Origin of the sequence: Comamonas sp. CMM03, assembly GCF_019218715.1 — a bacterium.
GTDB classification, from domain to species: Bacteria; Pseudomonadota; Gammaproteobacteria; order Burkholderiales; family Burkholderiaceae_C; genus Comamonas; species Comamonas terrigena.
The window spans coordinates 803,729-820,306 of the sequence record NZ_JAHUXB010000002.1; the positions used below are offsets into that span (position 1 = coordinate 803,729).

General features: G+C 66.1%; 14 protein-coding genes and 1 riboswitch. Of the genes, 3 read left to right on the plus strand and 11 right to left on the minus strand.

All coding sequences use genetic code 11. The features are described from left to right. Positions 1 to 147: 147 nt before the first annotated feature. The 8 genes from ahcY to KW830_RS10555 form a co-directional block, all read right to left on the minus strand. Positions 148 to 1,578: an adenosylhomocysteinase gene (ahcY, locus tag KW830_RS10520; RefSeq protein ID WP_066540037.1), complete on the minus strand. Its 1,431-nt coding sequence runs from the start codon at positions 1,576 to 1,578 to the stop codon at positions 148 to 150. A gap of 75 nt (positions 1,579 to 1,653) precedes the next feature. Then, positions 1,654 to 1,752, minus strand: a riboswitch (S-adenosyl-L-homocysteine riboswitch). A gap of 26 nt (positions 1,753 to 1,778) precedes the next feature. Further along, positions 1,779 to 2,486, minus strand: coding sequence for a response regulator (locus tag KW830_RS10525; protein ID WP_066540035.1), 708 nt, complete (start codon positions 2,484 to 2,486; stop codon positions 1,779 to 1,781). Positions 2,487 to 2,521: 35 nt separating this feature from the next. Further along, positions 2,522 to 5,218 (minus strand): sensor histidine kinase KdpD, encoded by a 2,697-nt coding sequence (locus tag KW830_RS10530; RefSeq protein WP_218333101.1) that lies wholly within the window; start codon positions 5,216 to 5,218, stop codon positions 2,522 to 2,524. 28 nt (positions 5,219 to 5,246) lie between these two features. Further along, complete coding sequence (gene kdpB, locus KW830_RS10535) at positions 5,247 to 7,337, minus strand: potassium-transporting ATPase subunit KdpB (RefSeq protein ID WP_218333102.1); 2,091 nt, start codon at positions 7,335 to 7,337, stop codon at positions 5,247 to 5,249. 3 nt (positions 7,338 to 7,340) lie between these two features. Further along, positions 7,341 to 8,054, minus strand: a complete 714-nt coding sequence (kdpC, locus tag KW830_RS10540) for a K(+)-transporting ATPase subunit C (protein ID WP_218333103.1) — start codon at positions 8,052 to 8,054, stop codon at positions 7,341 to 7,343. A gap of 56 nt (positions 8,055 to 8,110) precedes the next feature. After that, positions 8,111 to 9,817, minus strand: coding sequence for a potassium-transporting ATPase subunit KdpA (gene kdpA / locus KW830_RS10545; protein ID WP_218333104.1), 1,707 nt, complete (start codon positions 9,815 to 9,817; stop codon positions 8,111 to 8,113). Between the two features lie 114 nt (positions 9,818 to 9,931). Continuing rightward, positions 9,932 to 10,027, minus strand: coding sequence for a K(+)-transporting ATPase subunit F (gene kdpF, locus KW830_RS10550; RefSeq protein WP_066540019.1), 96 nt, complete (start codon positions 10,025 to 10,027; stop codon positions 9,932 to 9,934). 146 nt (positions 10,028 to 10,173) lie between these two features. After that, positions 10,174 to 10,533, minus strand: coding sequence for a DUF1304 domain-containing protein (locus tag KW830_RS10555; RefSeq protein ID WP_066540788.1), 360 nt, complete (start codon positions 10,531 to 10,533; stop codon positions 10,174 to 10,176). A 213-nt stretch (positions 10,534 to 10,746) separates the two neighbouring features. On the opposite strand from KW830_RS10555, the gene KW830_RS10560 reads away from it, so the two are divergent. After that, the gene (locus tag KW830_RS10560; protein WP_218333105.1) at positions 10,747 to 12,375 is read left to right on the plus strand and encodes a peptide chain release factor 3; all 1,629 of its coding nucleotides are present in this window, start codon (positions 10,747 to 10,749) and stop codon (positions 12,373 to 12,375) included. 70 nt (positions 12,376 to 12,445) lie between these two features. Further along, positions 12,446 to 13,240 (plus strand): HAD-IIB family hydrolase, encoded by a 795-nt coding sequence (locus tag KW830_RS10565; protein ID WP_370626112.1) that lies wholly within the window; start codon positions 12,446 to 12,448, stop codon positions 13,238 to 13,240. 145 nt (positions 13,241 to 13,385) lie between these two features. Here KW830_RS10565 and KW830_RS10570 read toward each other — a convergent pair whose 3' ends face one another. Beyond that, the gene (locus KW830_RS10570; RefSeq protein ID WP_218333107.1) at positions 13,386 to 14,363 is read right to left on the minus strand and encodes a tripartite tricarboxylate transporter substrate binding protein; all 978 of its coding nucleotides are present in this window, start codon (positions 14,361 to 14,363) and stop codon (positions 13,386 to 13,388) included. 307 nt (positions 14,364 to 14,670) lie between these two features. Between KW830_RS10570 and KW830_RS10575 the strand changes: the two genes are divergently transcribed. Beyond that, positions 14,671 to 15,108, plus strand: a complete 438-nt coding sequence (locus KW830_RS10575; protein WP_066540011.1) for a polyhydroxyalkanoate granule-associated phasin — start codon at positions 14,671 to 14,673, stop codon at positions 15,106 to 15,108. 5 nt (positions 15,109 to 15,113) lie between these two features. Here the strand turns inward: KW830_RS10575 and KW830_RS10580 are convergent, their stop codons facing one another. Both KW830_RS10580 and KW830_RS10585 read right to left on the minus strand, forming a co-directional pair. Next, the gene (locus KW830_RS10580) at positions 15,114 to 15,473 is read right to left on the minus strand and encodes a hypothetical protein (protein ID WP_218333108.1); all 360 of its coding nucleotides are present in this window, start codon (positions 15,471 to 15,473) and stop codon (positions 15,114 to 15,116) included. Between the two features lie 61 nt (positions 15,474 to 15,534). After that, complete coding sequence (locus KW830_RS10585; protein ID WP_218333109.1) at positions 15,535 to 16,506, minus strand: LysR family transcriptional regulator; 972 nt, start codon at positions 16,504 to 16,506, stop codon at positions 15,535 to 15,537. Positions 16,507 to 16,578 lie beyond the last annotated feature (72 nt).

The following is a 16,578-nucleotide window of genomic DNA, read 5'->3' on the forward strand; positions in this document are numbered from 1 at the left end:
TTCTCCTTGTTGTATGCGATCCGAAAATGAATCGGCCTCCTGTGTACGGGGCCTTGCACCCATGATTTCGGCATTCGCATGGCAAGCTGAAGTCAAGCCCGCAGGTCATGCACCGTGGCAGCCAACGGCTGCCACGGCCTCCGCCCATCAATAACGGTAGGTTTCAGGCTTGTAAGGGCCTTCCTTCTTCACGCCGATGTAGGCGGCCTGGGCTTCGGTCAGCTCGGTCAGCTGGGCACCGACCTTCTTCAGGTGCAGGCGTGCCACCTTCTCGTCCAGCACCTTGGGCAGCACATAGACCTTGCCGACTTCGTAGGCGTCGGGGCGGGTGAACAGCTCGATCTGGGCCAGGGTCTGGTTGGCGAAGGAGTTGGACATCACGAAGCTGGGGTGGCCGGTGGCGCAGCCCAGGTTCACCAGACGGCCCTTGGCCAGCAGGATGATCTTCTTGCCGTCCGGGAAGGTGATGTGGTCGACCTGGGGCTTGATTTCTTCCCACTCGTACTTCTCGATCGACGCGACGTCGATTTCGTTGTCGAAGTGACCGATGTTGCAGACGATGGCCTCATCCTTCATCGCCAGCATGTGCTCGTGGCGGATGATGTCCTTGTTGCCGGTGGTGGTCACGAAGATGTCGCACTTGTCGGCGGCATATTCCATGGTCACGACCTTGTAGCCTTCCATCGAGGCCTGCAGGGCGTTGATCGGGTCGATCTCGGTCACCCACACCTGGGCGCGCAGCGCGGACAGGGCCTGGGCGCAGCCCTTGCCCACGTCGCCGTAGCCGGCCACCACGGCCACCTTGCCGGCGATCATCACGTCGGTGGCGCGCTTGATACCGTCCACCAGCGACTCGCGGCAGCCGTACAGGTTGTCGAACTTGGACTTGGTGACCGAGTCGTTCACGTTGATGGCACGGAACAGCAGGCTGCCGTTGGCCGACATTTCGTTCAGGCGGTGCACGCCGGTGGTGGTTTCTTCGGTCACACCCAGGATCTGGGCCGACTTGCGGCTGTACCAGGTGGGATCCACGGCCAGTTTGGCCTTGATGGCGGCGAAGACGATCTTCTCTTCTTCCGAACCGGGGTTGGCCAGCACGGACAGGTCCTTCTCGGCCTTCTTGCCCAGGTGCATCAGCATGGTGGCATCGCCGCCATCGTCCAGGATCATGTTGGGGCCTTCGTTGTCGGTGCCGGCAGCGCCGAACTCGAAGATGCTGTGGGTGTAATCCCAGTAGTCCTTCAGCGATTCGCCCTTGATGGCGAACACCGGCACGCCGGTTTCAGCGATGGCCGCCGCTGCATGGTCCTGGGTCGAGAAGATGTTGCACGACGCCCAGCGCACCTGTGCGCCCAGAGCGGTCAAGGTCTCGATCAGCACGGCCGTCTGGATCGTCATGTGCAGCGAACCGGTGATGCGCGCACCCTTCAGCGGCTGGGCTGCAGCGAATTCCTCGCGCACGGCCATCAGGCCGGGCATCTCGGTTTCGGCAATCTTGATTTCCTTGCGGCCCCAGGCAGCCAGGGAAATGTCGGTGATGGCCGAATCGGCAGGGTTGAAGCGAACAGCAGCGTTCATGGTTTTCTCCAAAAATTGAATGAAAAACCACGTTCTGAAGCAGAGGGGAAAAATACCGTCTCACCGCACAGAAAGCGTGGGTGAGCGTCGTTGCGGGATGAAATCCGAGCCTCACGCCCCGCTGACGCCCCGCGGGTGGCGGGACTGGGGAACGCTGCAACGCTCCTCGGATGAGCTGGGATTATACGGGCACTGACCGGTCAAGCCGCCAGACCGACCAGCCGATACCCGACTTGCAGCTCGGTCACCAGGTGAGCGGGCTGCGCAGGGTCCTGCTCCAGCTTCTGCCGCAGATTGGCCATGTGCACGCGCAGATAGTGGGGCCGGTCCAGGTATTCCGCTCCCCAGACCTGCAGCAGCAACTGCCGGTGCGTCAGCACCTTGCCATGGCCGGCAACCAGGGCCGCCAGCAGGCGGAACTCGATGGGGGTCAGGTGGACCGGCACCCCGTCGCGCACCACATCGTGCGCTGCCAGGTCCACGGTCACGCTGCCAAAGCGTGCACTGGTGCCGGGCTTGTCGGTGGCCGACGCCTGCTGGCGGCGCCGCAGCATCGCACGCAGGCGCGCCAGCAGCTCGGGCACGCCAAAAGGCTTGGTCAGGTAGTCATCCGCACCGGCATCCAGTGCCGCCACCTTCTCCTCTTCCCGCTCGCGGGCGGACAGCACCAGAATCGGCAACAGACTCCAGCCGCGCAGCTCGGCAATCACGGTCTTGCCATCGGCATCGGGCAGCCCCAGGTCCAGCACCACGGCATCGGGCTGGCGGCTGGCGGCCTCGATCAGGCCGCGCTTGGCGGTCTCGGCTTCGAAGACCTGCCAGCCTTCGTCCTCCAGCGCCAGACGCACAAAGCGGCGGATGCTGGCATCGTCTTCGATCAGCAGAATGCGGGGAGCGACGGTCGTCATGTTCGGGTTTGCGGGTGGTGCACGGGATTGTCGGCTCAATCGTCCATGGATGGCTGCTCGGGCACAGGCAGGCGCACGCGGAAGACCGCTCCCGGCCCGGGCTCCGCCGCTTCCACCTCCAGACGGCCGCCATGGGCTTGCACAATGCGCAACGCCAAAGCCAGCCCCAGCCCCATGCCAAACACAGCGCTCTCCGACTGCCCGCGGGTAAAGGGCTCGAACAGTTGCTGCGCCGACAGGTGGGCGGGCAGGCCCGGGCCTGCGTCCTGCACGCTGAGCACACAGTCTCCGCCCTCCACACCCGCCGCCACGGTGATCGCCGTACCTGCGGGGGTGTACTTGATGGCGTTGTCCAGCAGATTGACCAGCACGCGCTCCATCAGCACGGCGTCGAGCTCCAGCAAGGGCAGACCGGTCGGCAGCGCCGTGTGCAGCACATGCCCAGCCAGGCGCTCGCGCATCTGCGCCAGGGCGCTGCCCACCAGTTCATCCACTGGTAGCCACTCGCGCTTCAGGTGCACGCCACCTTGCTGCAGGCGCGCCATGGCCAGCAGGTTGTCCACCAGCTGCTGCAGGGCCTGTGCCTGGTTGCGGATCTGCACCAGCATGCTGTGCACCGGGCCCTGCGGCGCATGGGGCAGTGCGGCTTGGGCCGCCCCCAGAATGCCGGTCAGCGGTGTGCGCAGGTCGTGCGACACGGCGGAGAGCAAGGTATTGCGCATGCGCTCGCCTTCCATGGCGATCTGGGTCTGCTGCGCCACGTCCACAAAATGCACCCGCTCCAGCGCCAGTGCAATCTGACTGGCACAGGCATCGAGCAGACGGCGCTCTTCGGGCACCCGCAGCTTCTGCGGTGCGCTCAGCTGCAGCACCAGCACGCCGCGGGAGCGCACCGGGGCCATCAGCGGCACATACAGCGCGGGCGCGGCGGCCAGGGTGTCCGTTCCCTGACCCGCCATCTGGCCATGCTCCATGCTCCAGCGCCCCACGCTGGCGTCGATCGCGCCTGCGCTGCCCTGCGCCAGCTGCAACTGCTCATCGGCATCGGGCAGCAGCAAGCCAGTCTGTGCCCCAAAGACGCCGGAAATCGTGGTCAGCGCAATCTGCGTGACCTGCTGCTGCGTCAGTGCACCCGACAGATCCCGCGCCAGCCTGGCCAGTGCGCCGGCACGCCGCTCGCGCTCGGCGGCCACCCGCGCCTCATGGCGCAATCGCGCCGTCAGCTGGCCGCAGACCAGGGCCACCCCCAGCATCAGGCAGAAGGTGAACAGGTACTGTGTGTCGTTGACGCTGAAAGAATTGCGCGGCGGCACAAAGTAGAAGTCGAACAGCAGTACCGACAGCAGGGCCGCCCAGGCCCCGGGGCCGCGCCCCCAGCGCACGGCCGACAGCACCACCACCAGCAGGAACAGCATGACCACATTGGCCGGGTCGAACACCTGCAGCAGCAGCTCGGCCAGCGCGGTCGCGGCCAGGCAGGCCAGTGTCACGCCCCCATAGCCCTTCCAGGGAATCGCCTGCTCGCGCACCACGGGAAAGCGCACGCTGCTGTCAGGCTTGACCTTTTTGACGGACAGCAGCAGCACATCCAGACCGGGGTCCAGCAAGGCGATCTGCTCCGACAGGCTGGCCGGACGCCAAGGCAGCCAGCGGCTCCAAGGCTGGTCCACCCTGGCCAGCACCAGATGGCTGGCGTTGCGTTCGCGTGCGAAGTCCACCAAGGCCTGCGCCACCTGGGCTCCCGGAATGGTGGCCGTTTCCGCCCCCAGGCGCGCGGCCAGCGCCAGGGTCTTGAGCACGGCCTCCTGCGCCGCCCGGGGGCGATGCTGGCGCTGCGGTGCATCCACATAGACCACCACCCAGTCGGCTTCCAGCCGCCGTGCCAGGCGTGCCACCTGGCGCACCAGGGCATCGTCACCGGCGCGGCCGCCCACGCCCACCAGCAGGCGCTCCCGCGTAGGCCAGACATCGCCGATGGCGCGTTCGCGCCGGTAGTCGCGCATGTCTTCATCGACCCGGTCGGCCGTGCGGCGCAACGCCAGCTCCCGCAGCGCCAGCAGATTGCCCTGCCGGAAGAAGTTGCGCGAGGCCCGCTCGGCCTGCTCCAGCGGGTAGACCTTGCCCGCCTTTAGGCGCTTGAGCAGCTCTTCCGGGGGAATGTCGACCACGATGACCTCGTCGGCATCGTCAAACAGATGGTCAGGCACGGTCTCATGGACCTGGATGCCGACGATGCCGCTCACCACATCGTTCAGACTCTCCAGGTGCTGGACGTTGAGCGTGGTCCACACCTCGACACCCGCCTCCAGCAGCTCCTGCACATCCTGCCAGCGCTTGGGGTGGCGCGAGCCGGCAACATTGCTGTGCGCCAACTCGTCCAGCAGCAGCACATCCGGGTGGCGTGCCAATGCGGCATCCAGATCGAACTCGGTCAGTTGCTTGCCCAGGTAGTTCAGCGGGCGCCGCGGCAGCAGCTCCAGGTCATGCAGCTGCTGCTCGGTCTCGGCGCGGCCATGTGTTTCCACCAGCCCCACCAGCACGCGGCGCCCCGCCAGCCTCTCACGCTGCGCGGCCGCCAGCATGGCGTAGGTCTTGCCCACTCCGGCGTTGGAGCCGAAGTAGATGCGCAGCTTGCCCCGCCCGGCCTGGGCCTGCTGGGCCTGCAGCTGGGCCACGAGGACATCGGGATCCGGGCGCGCAGGCGCGGAGCTGGTGCTGGGTGTCAATGGCATCGTACAGTCATTGTCGAAGATTTCCGTGTCATACCAGCCCCAGCGCGGTCAGCAACAGATCGATGAGCTTGATACCGACAAATGGCACAACCAGCCCGCCCAGACCGTAGATCAGCAGGTTGCGGCGCAGCAGGATGGCGGCGCCCACGGCGCGGTACTGCACCCCCCGCAAGGCCAGCGGCACCAGGGCGATGATGATCAGCGCGTTGAAGATCACCGCGCTCAGGATGGCGGAATCCGCGCTGTGCAGCTGCATCACATTGAGCGAGGCCAGTTGCGGGTAGGTGCCCACAAAGGCCGCCGGAATGATGGCGAAGTACTTGGCCACATCGTTGGCAATGCTGAAGGTGGTCAGCGCCCCCCGCGTCATCAGCATCTGTTTGCCGGTTTCCACCACCTCGATCAGCTTGGTCGGGTTGCTGTCCAGGTCCACCATGTTCCCGGCCTCTTTCGCCGCCTGGGTGCCGCTGTTCATGGCCACGGCCACATCGGCCTGGGCCAGGGCCGGTGCGTCATTGGTGCCGTCCCCGGTCATGGCCACCAGCCGGCCTGCCGCCTGGTGCGAGCGGATCAGCTGCAGCTTGTCTTCGGGTCGGGCTTCGGCCAGGTAGTCGTCCACCCCGGCTTCGGCGGCAATCGCGGCAGCCGTCAGCGGGTTGTCACCGGTCACCATCACCGTCTGTATGCCCATGCGGCGCAGCTCGGCAAAGCGCTCGCGCATGCCGGGCTTGACCACATCCTTGAGCTCGATCACGCCCAGCACCCTGGCGCCATCGGCCACCACCAGCGGCGTGCTGCCCTTGCGCGAGACGTTGTCCACCGACAGCTGCACCGGAGCGGGAAAGCTGCCGCCCAGCGCCTCGACATGCCGGCGCACGGCATCCGCGGCCCCTTTGCGCAGGCTGCGCTCCCCTTGCGGGCCCTGCAGGTCCACCCCGCTCATGCGCGTCTGGGCCGTGAAGGGTACGAACACGCCCGGAAAATCCGCACTGCGGCGCTCCGGCAGGGCATGGCGCTCCCTGGCCAGGGCCACCACGCTGCGGCCTTCCGGGGTTTCATCGGCCAGCGAGGCCAGCTGGGCCGCTTCGGCCAGCTGCGCGGCGCTCACGCCCGGGGCAGGCAGGAATTCGCTGGCCTGGCGGTTGCCCAACGTGATGGTGCCGGTCTTGTCTAGCAGCAGCACATCCACGTCGCCAGCCGCCTCCACCGCCCTGCCCGAGGTGGCGATGACATTGGCCTGCATCATGCGGCTCATGCCCGCCACGCCAATGGCCGACAGCAGGCCGCCGATCGTGGTCGGAATCAGGCAGACCAGCAGCGCAATCAGCACCGCCATGCCGACCACCGACCCGGTGCCGGCCTGCGCCACCGCGAAAGCCGATAACGGCCACAACGTGACAATGACCAGCAGAAACACCAGCGTCAGCCCCACGAGCAGGATCGTCAGCGCCATTTCATTCGGCGTCTTCTGGCGCTTGGCCGACTCGACCATGGAGATCATGCGGTCCAGAAACGACTCGCCAGGATTGACCGTGACCTCCACCACCAGCCAGTCCGACAGCACCCGCGTGCCGCCGGTCACGGACGAGAAGTCGCCGCCGGCCTCGCGGATCACGGGGGCCGACTCGCCGGTGATGGCGCTTTCGTCCACCGACGCCACGCCATCGATCACCGTGCCATCGAGGGCGATGGTGTCACCCGCCTCCACATAGATCACCACCCCCTTGCGCAGCTCGCTGGCCCGTATCGGAATCCATGCACTGCCCACCTGCGGTTGCTGCAGCACCTTGGCCACGGTGTCCCGCTTCATGCCACGCAGGCTGGCCGCCTGGGCGCGGCTGCGGCCCTCGGCCAAGGCCTCGGCGAAGTTGGCAAACAGCACGGTGAACCACAGCCACAGCGCAATCGCCGGCACAAATCCATCGCTCTGGCCATCCGGTGCCAGCAGGCTCTGTCCCCACAGCAGACTGGTCAGCACCGCCCCCAGGTACACCACAAACATCACCGGGTTGGCCCACTGCGTCCGGGGCGAGAGCTTGCGCACCGCATCCCACAGCGCCGACTTCACCAGCTGGGCATCCAGCAGGCTGTGGCCTGCCCCCATTTTCTGAGCACGCATGGCTTACTCCTTCCCCGGTTGGTGGCTGGACTGCAGGGCATCCAGTGCCAGATTGAGTTGCAGCACATGCACCCGCGGCTCGCCCAGCACAGCCAGGCTGCGCGGCGCGGTGGCCTGTTCCATCAGGACCTGCACCCGTTCCGGAGGCAACTGGCGTGCCTGCGCCACGCGCGGCAGCTGCAGCAAGGCATTGGCCAGCGAGATGTGCGGATCCAGCCCCGAGGCCGAGGCAGTGACCGCATCCACCGGAACCGCAGCATCGGCCGCCAGGCCGTTGTCGGCGCGGTACTGCGCCACGCGCTGCGCCACGGCCGCTGACAGATCCTGGTGTGTCACCCCCTGGTTGCTGGCACCCGAGAGGCCGGCGTTGTAGGGGGCGGGAATGCTGGCCCCGTCCTGCTGCGGATCCGGGGCCATGGTGACGCTGGGGCGGCCATGGAAGTACTGCGCCCCGGTGAACTGCTGGCCGATCAGGGCGGAGCCCACGATCTGCCCCTGGCGCTCCACCAGGCTGCCATTGGCCGCCTGGGGGAACAGCGCCTGCGCCACCCCCGTGGTCAGCAAGGGGTAGGCAATGCCTGAGACCACCATCACCAGCACGGCAGCGCGGACGCTGCTACCCAGTAACCGGGGCCAGGAGGCGGATGGCGCCTGCGGCTGTGCTGCTCCGTGGTGGGGGACCAGGGCAGCGGAAAGCGTTTGATTCAATGTTTTCATGGTTTGCTCCGGGGTCTGCCGCCACACAGGGCGGCAGACCGTTGGCAAGATTTGCGTTATGCGTACAACTGGCCGACCAGCATCTGCAGATGCTCGATCACCGGGCCCAGCGCCAGCGCCGGCAGAAAGGTGAGCCCCCCCACCACCAGCACGACAAACACCAGCAGCCCCATGAACAGCGGCGTGGCCGTCGGGAACGTGCCGGGGCCGGCGGGTACGGTGGCCTTGGCGGCCAGGCTGCCGGCGACGGCCAGCATGGGCAGCAGCGTCAGAAAGCGCCCCGCCAGCATGGCCAGGCCGATGGTGGTGTTGAAGAACGGCGTGTTGGCATTCAGTCCGGCAAAGGCCGAGCCGTTGTTGGCCGTGCCCGAGGCATAGGCGTAGAGAATCTCCGAGAAGCCATGCGGGCCGCGGTTGTTGAGGCTGGCAGCCGCATCGGGCCAGAGCACGGCCAGCGCCGTGAAGCCCAGAATGCAGGCCGGGGGCACCAGCACCGCGAGCATGACCAGCTTGATCTCGCGCACCTCGATCTTCTTGCCCAGGAATTCGGGGGTCCGCCCAATCATCATGCCGGCCAGAAACACCGTGAGAATGGCGTACTGGATCAGATTGATCAGGCCCACACCGTCTCCGCCGAACACACAGTTGAGCATCATCTGCGCCAGCGGCGTGATGCTGCCCAGCGGGGTCAGCGAGTCGTGCATGGAGTTGACCGACCCCGTGGTGGCGGCCGTGGTGACGGTGACAAACAGGGCCGTGTCGGCAATGCCGAAACGCAGCTCCTTGCCCTCCATGTTGCCGCCGGACTGGGTCGGGCTCCACTGCTGATCGGCACCTGCACGTGCCAGCAGCTGGCTGCCCTGTTGCTCGGCCACGAACACCAGGCTCAGAAAGCCGATGAACATCACCATGCAGGCCGCAAACAGCACCCAGCCCTGCTTGCGGCGCAGCAGCATGGCGCCAAAGGCATAGGTCATGCCTGCCGGGATCAGCAGCATCGCCAGAATGTGCAGCAGATTGGTCAGCGGCGTCGGGTTCTCGAACGGGTGGGCGGCATTCATGCTGAAGAAGCCGCCGCCATTCGTGCCCAGGTGCTTGATGCTTTCCAGGCTGGCCACCGGCCCCACCAGCAGCTGCTGTCTGGCGCCTTCCAACGTGGTCGCCACGGCTTCGGTGTGCAGCGTCTGCGGAATGCCCTGCCACACATAGACCAGCGCCAGCAGGAAGGACAGCGGCAGCAGCACGCGCCAGAACACGCGCACGAAGTCCACCCAGAAGTTGCCGATGTCCTGGGCACTCGAACGTGCCAGACCGCGCACAAAGCCCGCGCCGGCCGCCACCCCCGTGGTCGCTCCGGCGAACATCAGAAAGGTGATGACCACCATCTGCGTGGCATTGCTCAGGCTGTTCTCGCCCGCGTACGCCTGCCAGTTGGTGTTGGTGATAAAGGAGGCGGCGGTGTTGAAGGCCAGATCCGGGGACTGCGCGGCGATCGCCAGCGGGTTCAGCGGCAGGCCCGCCTGCAGCCGCAGCAGCAGATAGCCCAGCAGCATCATCACGGCATTGCTCAGCACCAGGGCTGCGCCATAGCGTTGCCAGCCCATGCGCTCCTGCGGATTCACGCCCATGGCGCGGTAGCTCAGCCGCTCCAGCCACCCATGGTGTTCACTGGTAAAGCAGCGTGCCAGCCACTTGCCCATGGGTATGGTCAGCAAGGTCGCCACCGTCAGCACGGCAGCAAATTCCATCCAGGGTAACCACATGGTGTCCCCCTTTCAGAGGCGCGCCAAAGCGCGCACTGCCCCCAGCAGTCCGACAAAGCAGACCACCGTCAGGCTCACAAAAATCAGGTCTTGCAGCACGTGCATGGCAGCCCCTCAGAATTTCTCGGGGCGCAGCAGCGCATAGCCCAAATAGGCAAACAGCCCCAACGCCACCGCGGCGGCCAGGGCTTCAATCCAGTGCATGGTCATTTCATTTCCTCCCGCAAGCTGTTCAATCAGCCTGGTTGCGATGGAGAAAATGTAGAAATGTCCCCGTCAAGAACGGGTAGAGATTGCCATCTGCGGTATCAAGATGGCATCAAGACCGTCAGGCAGCGGCCGTCTTCGCAGCCGGGTCAGCGCCACCCGCCCAGCAGCAAGGCCAGCGCGGCGGGGACTGCCTGTATCCACAGGATCTTGCGGTTGGCAGTGGCAGCACCATACAGGCCTGCCACCAGCACACAGCCCAGAAAGAAACGCTGCACCGCCAGGCCTTCGGCGCCGCCCCACCACAGACCCCACAGCAGCCCTGCGGCCAGAAAGCCGTTGTACAGCCCCTGGTTGGCGGCCAGCGTCTTGGTCGCCTGGGCCTGCTCGAGCGACATGCCGAATGCGCGCCGGCCCACAGGCTTGTCCCACAGAAACATCTCCAGCACCAGGATGTACAGGTGCAGCAGCGCAATCAAGGCAGTCACGACAGTCGCGGCCAGGGCCATGGAAATCTCCAGCAAGGGCAATCGGGCCTGCAGTATGGAGGATAAGTGCCGCCCAGGCGCATCTTCTCTGCACGGCAGGGCCTGCCCCCATGCCTGCAGCGCTTTGCGGCCAAAGTTAAAATGGCGGGCTTCAGGCCCTCTGCCGTGCTGGCAGACCCATGGCCGCCCTTCTATCCTGGCCGGCCCGCCCTGCCTTCACGCGCACTCAATACCGTGTCATACGCCTCAGAAACCCGGCGCCGTCGTACGTTCGCCATCATCTCCCACCCGGACGCGGGCAAGACCACGCTGACCGAAAAGCTGCTGCTGTTCTCGGGTGCGATCCAGATTGCCGGTGCCGTCAAGGGGCGCAAGGCCTCGCGCCACGCCACCTCCGACTGGATGGAGATCGAAAAGCAGCGCGGCATCTCGGTGGCATCGTCGGTGATGCAGATGAGCTACCGCGACCATGTGATCAACCTGCTCGACACCCCCGGCCACAAGGACTTCTCGGAAGACACCTACCGGGTGCTGACCGCCGTGGACTCGGCACTGATGGTGATCGATGCGGCCAACGGCGTGGAGTCGCAGACCCGCCGCCTGATCGAAGTCTGCCGCCAGCGCCACACGCCCATCATCACCTTCGTCAACAAGTTTGACCGGGAAGTGCGCGATCCGCTGGACATCATGGACGAAGTCGAGCGCGAACTGGGCATGCCCTGCTGCCCCATCACCTGGCCCGTGGGCCAGGGCAAGTCCTTTGGCGGCATTATCAATCTGCGCACGCAGAGCATGACGGTGTTCACGCCCGGCAGCGACCGGGGGCCCAAGGACTTTGAAGTCATTCCGCTGAGCGATGGCGACAAGCTGCGCGCGCGCTTCGGCAAGGCTTTCGACGATGCCCTGGAATCCATGGAACTGGCCGTGGGCGCCTCGGCCGAATGGGACCATGAAGCCTTCCTGGCAGGCAAGCTGACCCCCGTGTTCTTCGGTTCCGGCGTGAACAACTTCGGTGTGATGGAAGTGCTGGACGCCGTGGTCGACATGTCGCCCCCCCCGGGCCAGCGCATTGCCTTCACCGAAGTGAACCGCACCCGCGAAGAGCGCGTGGTCAAGCCCGAAGACAGCGGCTTCTCGGGCGTGGTGTTCAAGGTGCAGGCCAATATGGACAGCAACCACCGCGACCGCATTGCGTTCGTGCGCGTGGCCTCCGGCAAGTACACCCCCGGCATGAAGATGAAGGTGCAACGCACCGGCAAGGAACTGCGCCCCACCTCCGTGGTCACCTTCATGTCCCAACGCCGCGAGGCGGTGGATGAGGCCTATGCCGGCGACATCATCGGCTTCACCATCCACGGCGGCGTGCAGCTGGGCGACTCGATCACCGACGGCCCCAGCCTGCAGTTCACCGGCCTGCCGTTCTTCGCACCGGAAATGTTCATGACCGTGGTGCTGAAGAACCCGCTGCGCACCAAGCAGCTGCAGCAAGGTCTGATGCAGCTGGGCGAAGAAGGCGCCATCCAGGTGTTCAAGCCCGATGTGGGCGGCAACATGCTGCTGGGCGCGGTGGGTCAGCTGCAGTTTGAAGTGGTGCAGCACCGTCTGAAGACCGAATACGACTGCGACGTGCGCCTGGAAGGCTGCCAGTACACCGGCGCCCGCTGGATCACGGCCGACTCCCCTGCCGAGCTGCGCGAGTTTGAAAACGCCTACCCCCTGCGCCTGGCGCACGATGCCGCGGACACGCTGGCCTATCTGTGCACCAGCCCGTATGACGTGCGCCTGGCGCAGGAGCGCTTCCCCAAGATCCACTTCCACCCCTTGCGCGAGCATGCGGGCCTGGCCCTGGGTTCCGCGCACTGACCGCCGCTGGTATGCGCTACACAGCCCGCATCTGCCAGGCAGATGCGGGCTGGCTTATTTGGATAGAACTGTGAGCCAAGAATTTCTGCAACCCTTGTCTGCACTGCTGGTTCCCGCGAACGTGCTGGGCGTGCTGACCGATATCGACGACACCCTGACCACCGAGGGCGTGGTGCCTGCCCATGTGGTGGCGGCCATCGCCCGCCTCAAGGCTGCCGGCCTGAAGGTGGTGCCCATCACCGGCCGCCCCGTGGGCTGGAGCGTGCCATTTGCATCGGCCTGGCCGGTGGATGCCATCGTGGCCGAGAACGGTGCCGTGGCGCTGCGCCGCAACGGCCAGGGCGGGCTGGACAAGCTCTACCAGCAGGACGAAGACAGCCGGGCCCACAACTTTGCGCGCATGCAGGAAGTGCTGAGCCAGATCGAGTCCACGGTGCCCGGTGCCAGCCGTGCCACCGATTCCATGGGCCGTGAATGCGATATCGCCGTGGACCACAGCGAGTTCACCCATATGCCGCAGGCGCAGATCGACCAGTGCGTGCAGATCATGAAGGCGGCCGGCATGAACGCCACCGTCAGCTCCATCCACATCAATGGCTGGTTCGGCGCACACAACAAGCTGGAAGGTGCGCGCTGGATCGTGCGTGAGCTGTTCGACATCGATCTGGACGCCACGCTGGGCCAGTGGATCTACATCGGCGACTCCACCAACGACCAGCTGATGTTCCAGAACGTTCCGCTGTCCGTGGGCGTGGCCAATATCGCGCGCTTCGTGCCGCAGCTGCACCACCTGCCGCGCTATGTGACCACTGCCGAGCGCGGCGACGGTTTTGTGCAGCTGGCCGACCACATCCTGGCGGCATAGACAGCGCTGGTGCGGGGGACCGGCCGGCACAGCCCTGCAGCGCCGTCACCGTTTCCTTCAACAAAAAGCCCGCAGCACCAGGTCTGCGGGCTTTTTCATTGCGGCGCTCCGGCCTTGCACCGTCCGGAGCGGGCCCCGGCCAGCATCAATCGATGCTGACCTTGGCGGTCTCGATCACCTTCTTGTACATGGCCGTATCCTTGTCGATCAGGGCCTGGAACTGCGCGGGCGTGCTGCCGACGGCGCCAAAGCCCAGTTGCTCCAGCTTGTTCTTCACCTCGGGCGACTGCACGGCATCGGCGATGGCCCTGGACAGCTTGTCGACGATGGGCTGGGGCGTGCCCTTGGGGGCCAGCAGGCCCACCCAGGAATTCATCACAAAGCCGGGAAAGCCCGACTCCTCCATCGTGGGCACATTCGGCTCACCGGGCCAGCGCTGCTTGGACGCCACGGCCAGCACCTTGATCTTGCCGCTCTTGGCATGCGGCATGGGCACCAGCGCAGGGTCAAACAGCACATCCACCTGACCGCTCATCAGGTCGGACAGAATCGGGGCGCTGCCGTTGTAGGGCACATGCTGGGCGTTCAGGCCGTTTTCCTGGGTGAAGCGCGCGCCGATCATGTGGGCGCTGGCGCCGGTGCCGCTGGAGGCGTAGTTCAGCGGGTGGGTCTTGCCATACTCGGCCAGCTCCTTGGCGCTCTTCACCGGCAGCTTGTTGGCGGCAAACAGGAACATCGGCAGATCGGCCATGTGGCTCACGGCGACGAAGTCCGTGGGCTTGTAAGGCAGCTTTTTGTACAGCGACATGTTCACCGTGTAAGCGGCCAGCACGCTCACAAAACTGTAGCCGTCTGCGGGGGCGCGGGCCAGCTGCGTCACCCCGATGGTGCTGTTGGCACCTGGGCGGTTTTCCACGATCACGGGCTGGCCCAGCTTCTTGCTGACGGCATCGAACACCGTGCGGCTGACGATGTCGGTCGATCCACCCGGTGTGTAGGGCACGGTCAGCTTGATGGGCTTGGTGGGCCACTGGGCCGGGTCTTGCGCCAGTGCCAGGCCGGTGCTGCAGGCGGCTGCGGCAGCGATTGCGCTCAGGGTGAGCGTGCGGAAAGTGAATGCCATGTCTCTGTCTCTCGTATCGGGTGGCCGGCCGCTGTCCCTGCGGATGGCGGCAATGTCATTTTTCTTATTAAGAAATGACATTTCAAATGTAGAACTGCGCCAGTGTGCCGCCATTGCGGGCAATCCCCTAGAAGGCGTCGCCTAGGCGTCAACCCGCGGCGGCGGCGCCCGCTTTATGGTGGGCAGGGTGCTCGCTGTTCTCTCTGTGCCTGCGCATTCCCGTGCAGCCCCCATTCCCGACATTCCCCACGGCCATGCACGGCAGCTCCGCCGCTGCGTGCTAGGCTAGTTTCAGGAGGTGATTCCCATGGCATCCGCTTCTCGCCGCGCCACCGTCCAGGCGCAACAAAAAGTCCTCGATCTGGGCATTGCTGCTCCCCAGGTGGTGGCGCACCGCCTGGCGCGCATGGCCCTGGCCGGGCCGGTGCCCAGTGCGCGGGACCAGAAAGAGTTTGCCGGCATGGTGCTGGAGAAGCAGATGGCGTTTGCCCAGTCATGGTGGGCCGCCTGGAACGCCATGCTGCAAGGCCCGTGGAGCATGGCCTGGTCCACCTGGCAGACAGCGCTGTCCGGGGGCATGCTGGGTGGCTCGCCCTGGGCGATGTGGAAGCTGACCGAGCGCAGCAGCGCACCGGTTGCCAAGGTGGTGAATGCCGCGCTGACGCCCATTGAACGCAAAGCCAGCAGCAACGCCCGGCGACTGGCTCGCACGCCCCTGGTGGGCAAGCCGCGCAAGCGCAGCTGAGCACGTTACCGGCGCGGCGGCGCCTCTTGCGTCTCCTGTGCCTTCTGCGCTTCCCAATCGGCGTCACAGCCCGCGCCCGCCGCAATCCAGCGCCGCGCCAGCCGGGCCACCAGGCGCACGGCCCAGGGCTGCTGCCAGCCCAGCACCGCGCCCGGATCGCTCACCATGCCGCAGCGGTAGTGCTGCCCCGCTTCGTCCCACTGCAGGGCCTTGCAGGCCCCGGTGCGGCGGCGTGACACCCAGATGCCCAGCGGACAGGGCTCGGCCAGACAGCACAATCCACAGCCATTGCACGCTGCACCCATGGCCGGCTTGGGCGGTGCGGTAGGCTGCAGGTAGATGGTGCGCTGTTCAGGGGCGGTCATGGTGGGCGGGATTGTCGCCTGGACAGCCCGCGTGCATGCGCCGCAGGTGCTGCAAAACGGTTTACGCCCGCCAGGGCGGCGGCAGCTGCGCCGCGTGGCGCAGGTCCACCCGGGCCTGCAGAAAATCCAGCACCGCTCGCGTGCGCGGCGGCAGGCGGTCCGGCTTGCCAGGGTAGACCGCATGGATGGGTTCCAGATCGCCGGTGTTGAAGTCTTCCAGCACCACCTGCAGGTGGCCGGCCTGCAGATCCTCCCAGGCATGGAACAGGGACAGCCGTGCCAGCCCGGCGCCTTGCACCGCCAGGCTGCGCAGCACATCGCCGTCGTTCACACGCAGCACATCGCCAATCTCCACCGCCACCCGCCGGCCGTCCACCAGGAACGGCCAGTGCGGAACGGCACGCTGGTAGGTCCAGCCCAGTCGCCGGTGGGCAGACAGTTCATCCGGGTGGAGCGGCACGCCATGGCGTGCCAGATAGTCCGGCGCCCCGACAATTACCTGCAGCGTGGCGCCCAGACGCCGCGCCACCATGTCGGAAGGAGGCAGCTGGCCCCAGCGGATCGCAATGTCGATGCTGTCTTCCACCAGGTCCACCACCTGGTCGGTGAAGAGCAGTTCCAGGCGAATGCCGGGGTGCGCCTCCAGCAACGGCGCCACCAGCGGCACCAGCAGGCGCTGGCCGGTTGCGGAGCTGGCGCTGATGCGCACCACCCCCTGGGGGGCACTGCGGGCGGCCACGGCGGCTTCCAGCTCGTTCAGATCGGCCAGCAGGCGCTTGCCGCGCTCCACCAGTTGCGCCCCCTCCGCCGTCAGCTGGACACGCCGGGTACTGCGCTGCAGCAGCTGCACCCCCAGCCGGGTCTCCAGCCGCGACATGGTCTTGCTGACCGCCGAAGGCGACACCCCCAGCAAGCGCGCCGCGGCCGACAGGCTGCCCTGCTCGGCCACCAGCACCAGCACTTCCAGCTCGCCGGAACGGTTGACCTCGCTGCCAGGAGCAACCAGCGGCGACAAACGGGCGGTATCAGGCATGGCAGGCAATCGCGGGGTTATTTATTCCACACAGGCACAAATGCATTTCCATTATTCCACCTACACAAAGGA

Coding starts and splice junctions, on each gene's coding strand:
- ahcY (WP_066540037.1), bottom strand. CDS start 1,578: ATGAACGCTGCTGTTCGCTTCAACCCTGCCGATTCGGCCATCACCGAC.
- KW830_RS10525 (WP_066540035.1), bottom strand. CDS start 2,486: ATGACGACCGTCGCTCCCCGCATTCTGCTGATCGAAGACGATGCCAGC.
- KW830_RS10530 (WP_218333101.1), bottom strand. CDS start 5,218: ATGCCATTGACACCCAGCACCAGCTCCGCGCCTGCGCGCCCGGATCCC.
- kdpB (WP_218333102.1), bottom strand. CDS start 7,337: ATGCGTGCTCAGAAAATGGGGGCAGGCCACAGCCTGCTGGATGCCCAG.
- kdpC (WP_218333103.1), bottom strand. CDS start 8,054: ATGAAAACATTGAATCAAACGCTTTCCGCTGCCCTGGTCCCCCACCAC.
- kdpA (WP_218333104.1), bottom strand. CDS start 9,817: ATGTGGTTACCCTGGATGGAATTTGCTGCCGTGCTGACGGTGGCGACC.
- kdpF (WP_066540019.1), bottom strand. CDS start 10,027: ATGACCATGCACTGGATTGAAGCCCTGGCCGCCGCGGTGGCGTTGGGG.
- KW830_RS10555 (WP_066540788.1), bottom strand. CDS start 10,533: ATGGCCCTGGCCGCGACTGTCGTGACTGCCTTGATTGCGCTGCTGCAC.
- KW830_RS10570 (WP_218333107.1), bottom strand. CDS start 14,363: ATGGCATTCACTTTCCGCACGCTCACCCTGAGCGCAATCGCTGCCGCA.
- KW830_RS10575 (WP_066540011.1), top strand. CDS start 14,671: ATGGCATCCGCTTCTCGCCGCGCCACCGTCCAGGCGCAACAAAAAGTC.
- KW830_RS10580 (WP_218333108.1), bottom strand. CDS start 15,473: ATGACCGCCCCTGAACAGCGCACCATCTACCTGCAGCCTACCGCACCG.
- KW830_RS10585 (WP_218333109.1), bottom strand. CDS start 16,506: ATGCCTGATACCGCCCGTTTGTCGCCGCTGGTTGCTCCTGGCAGCGAG.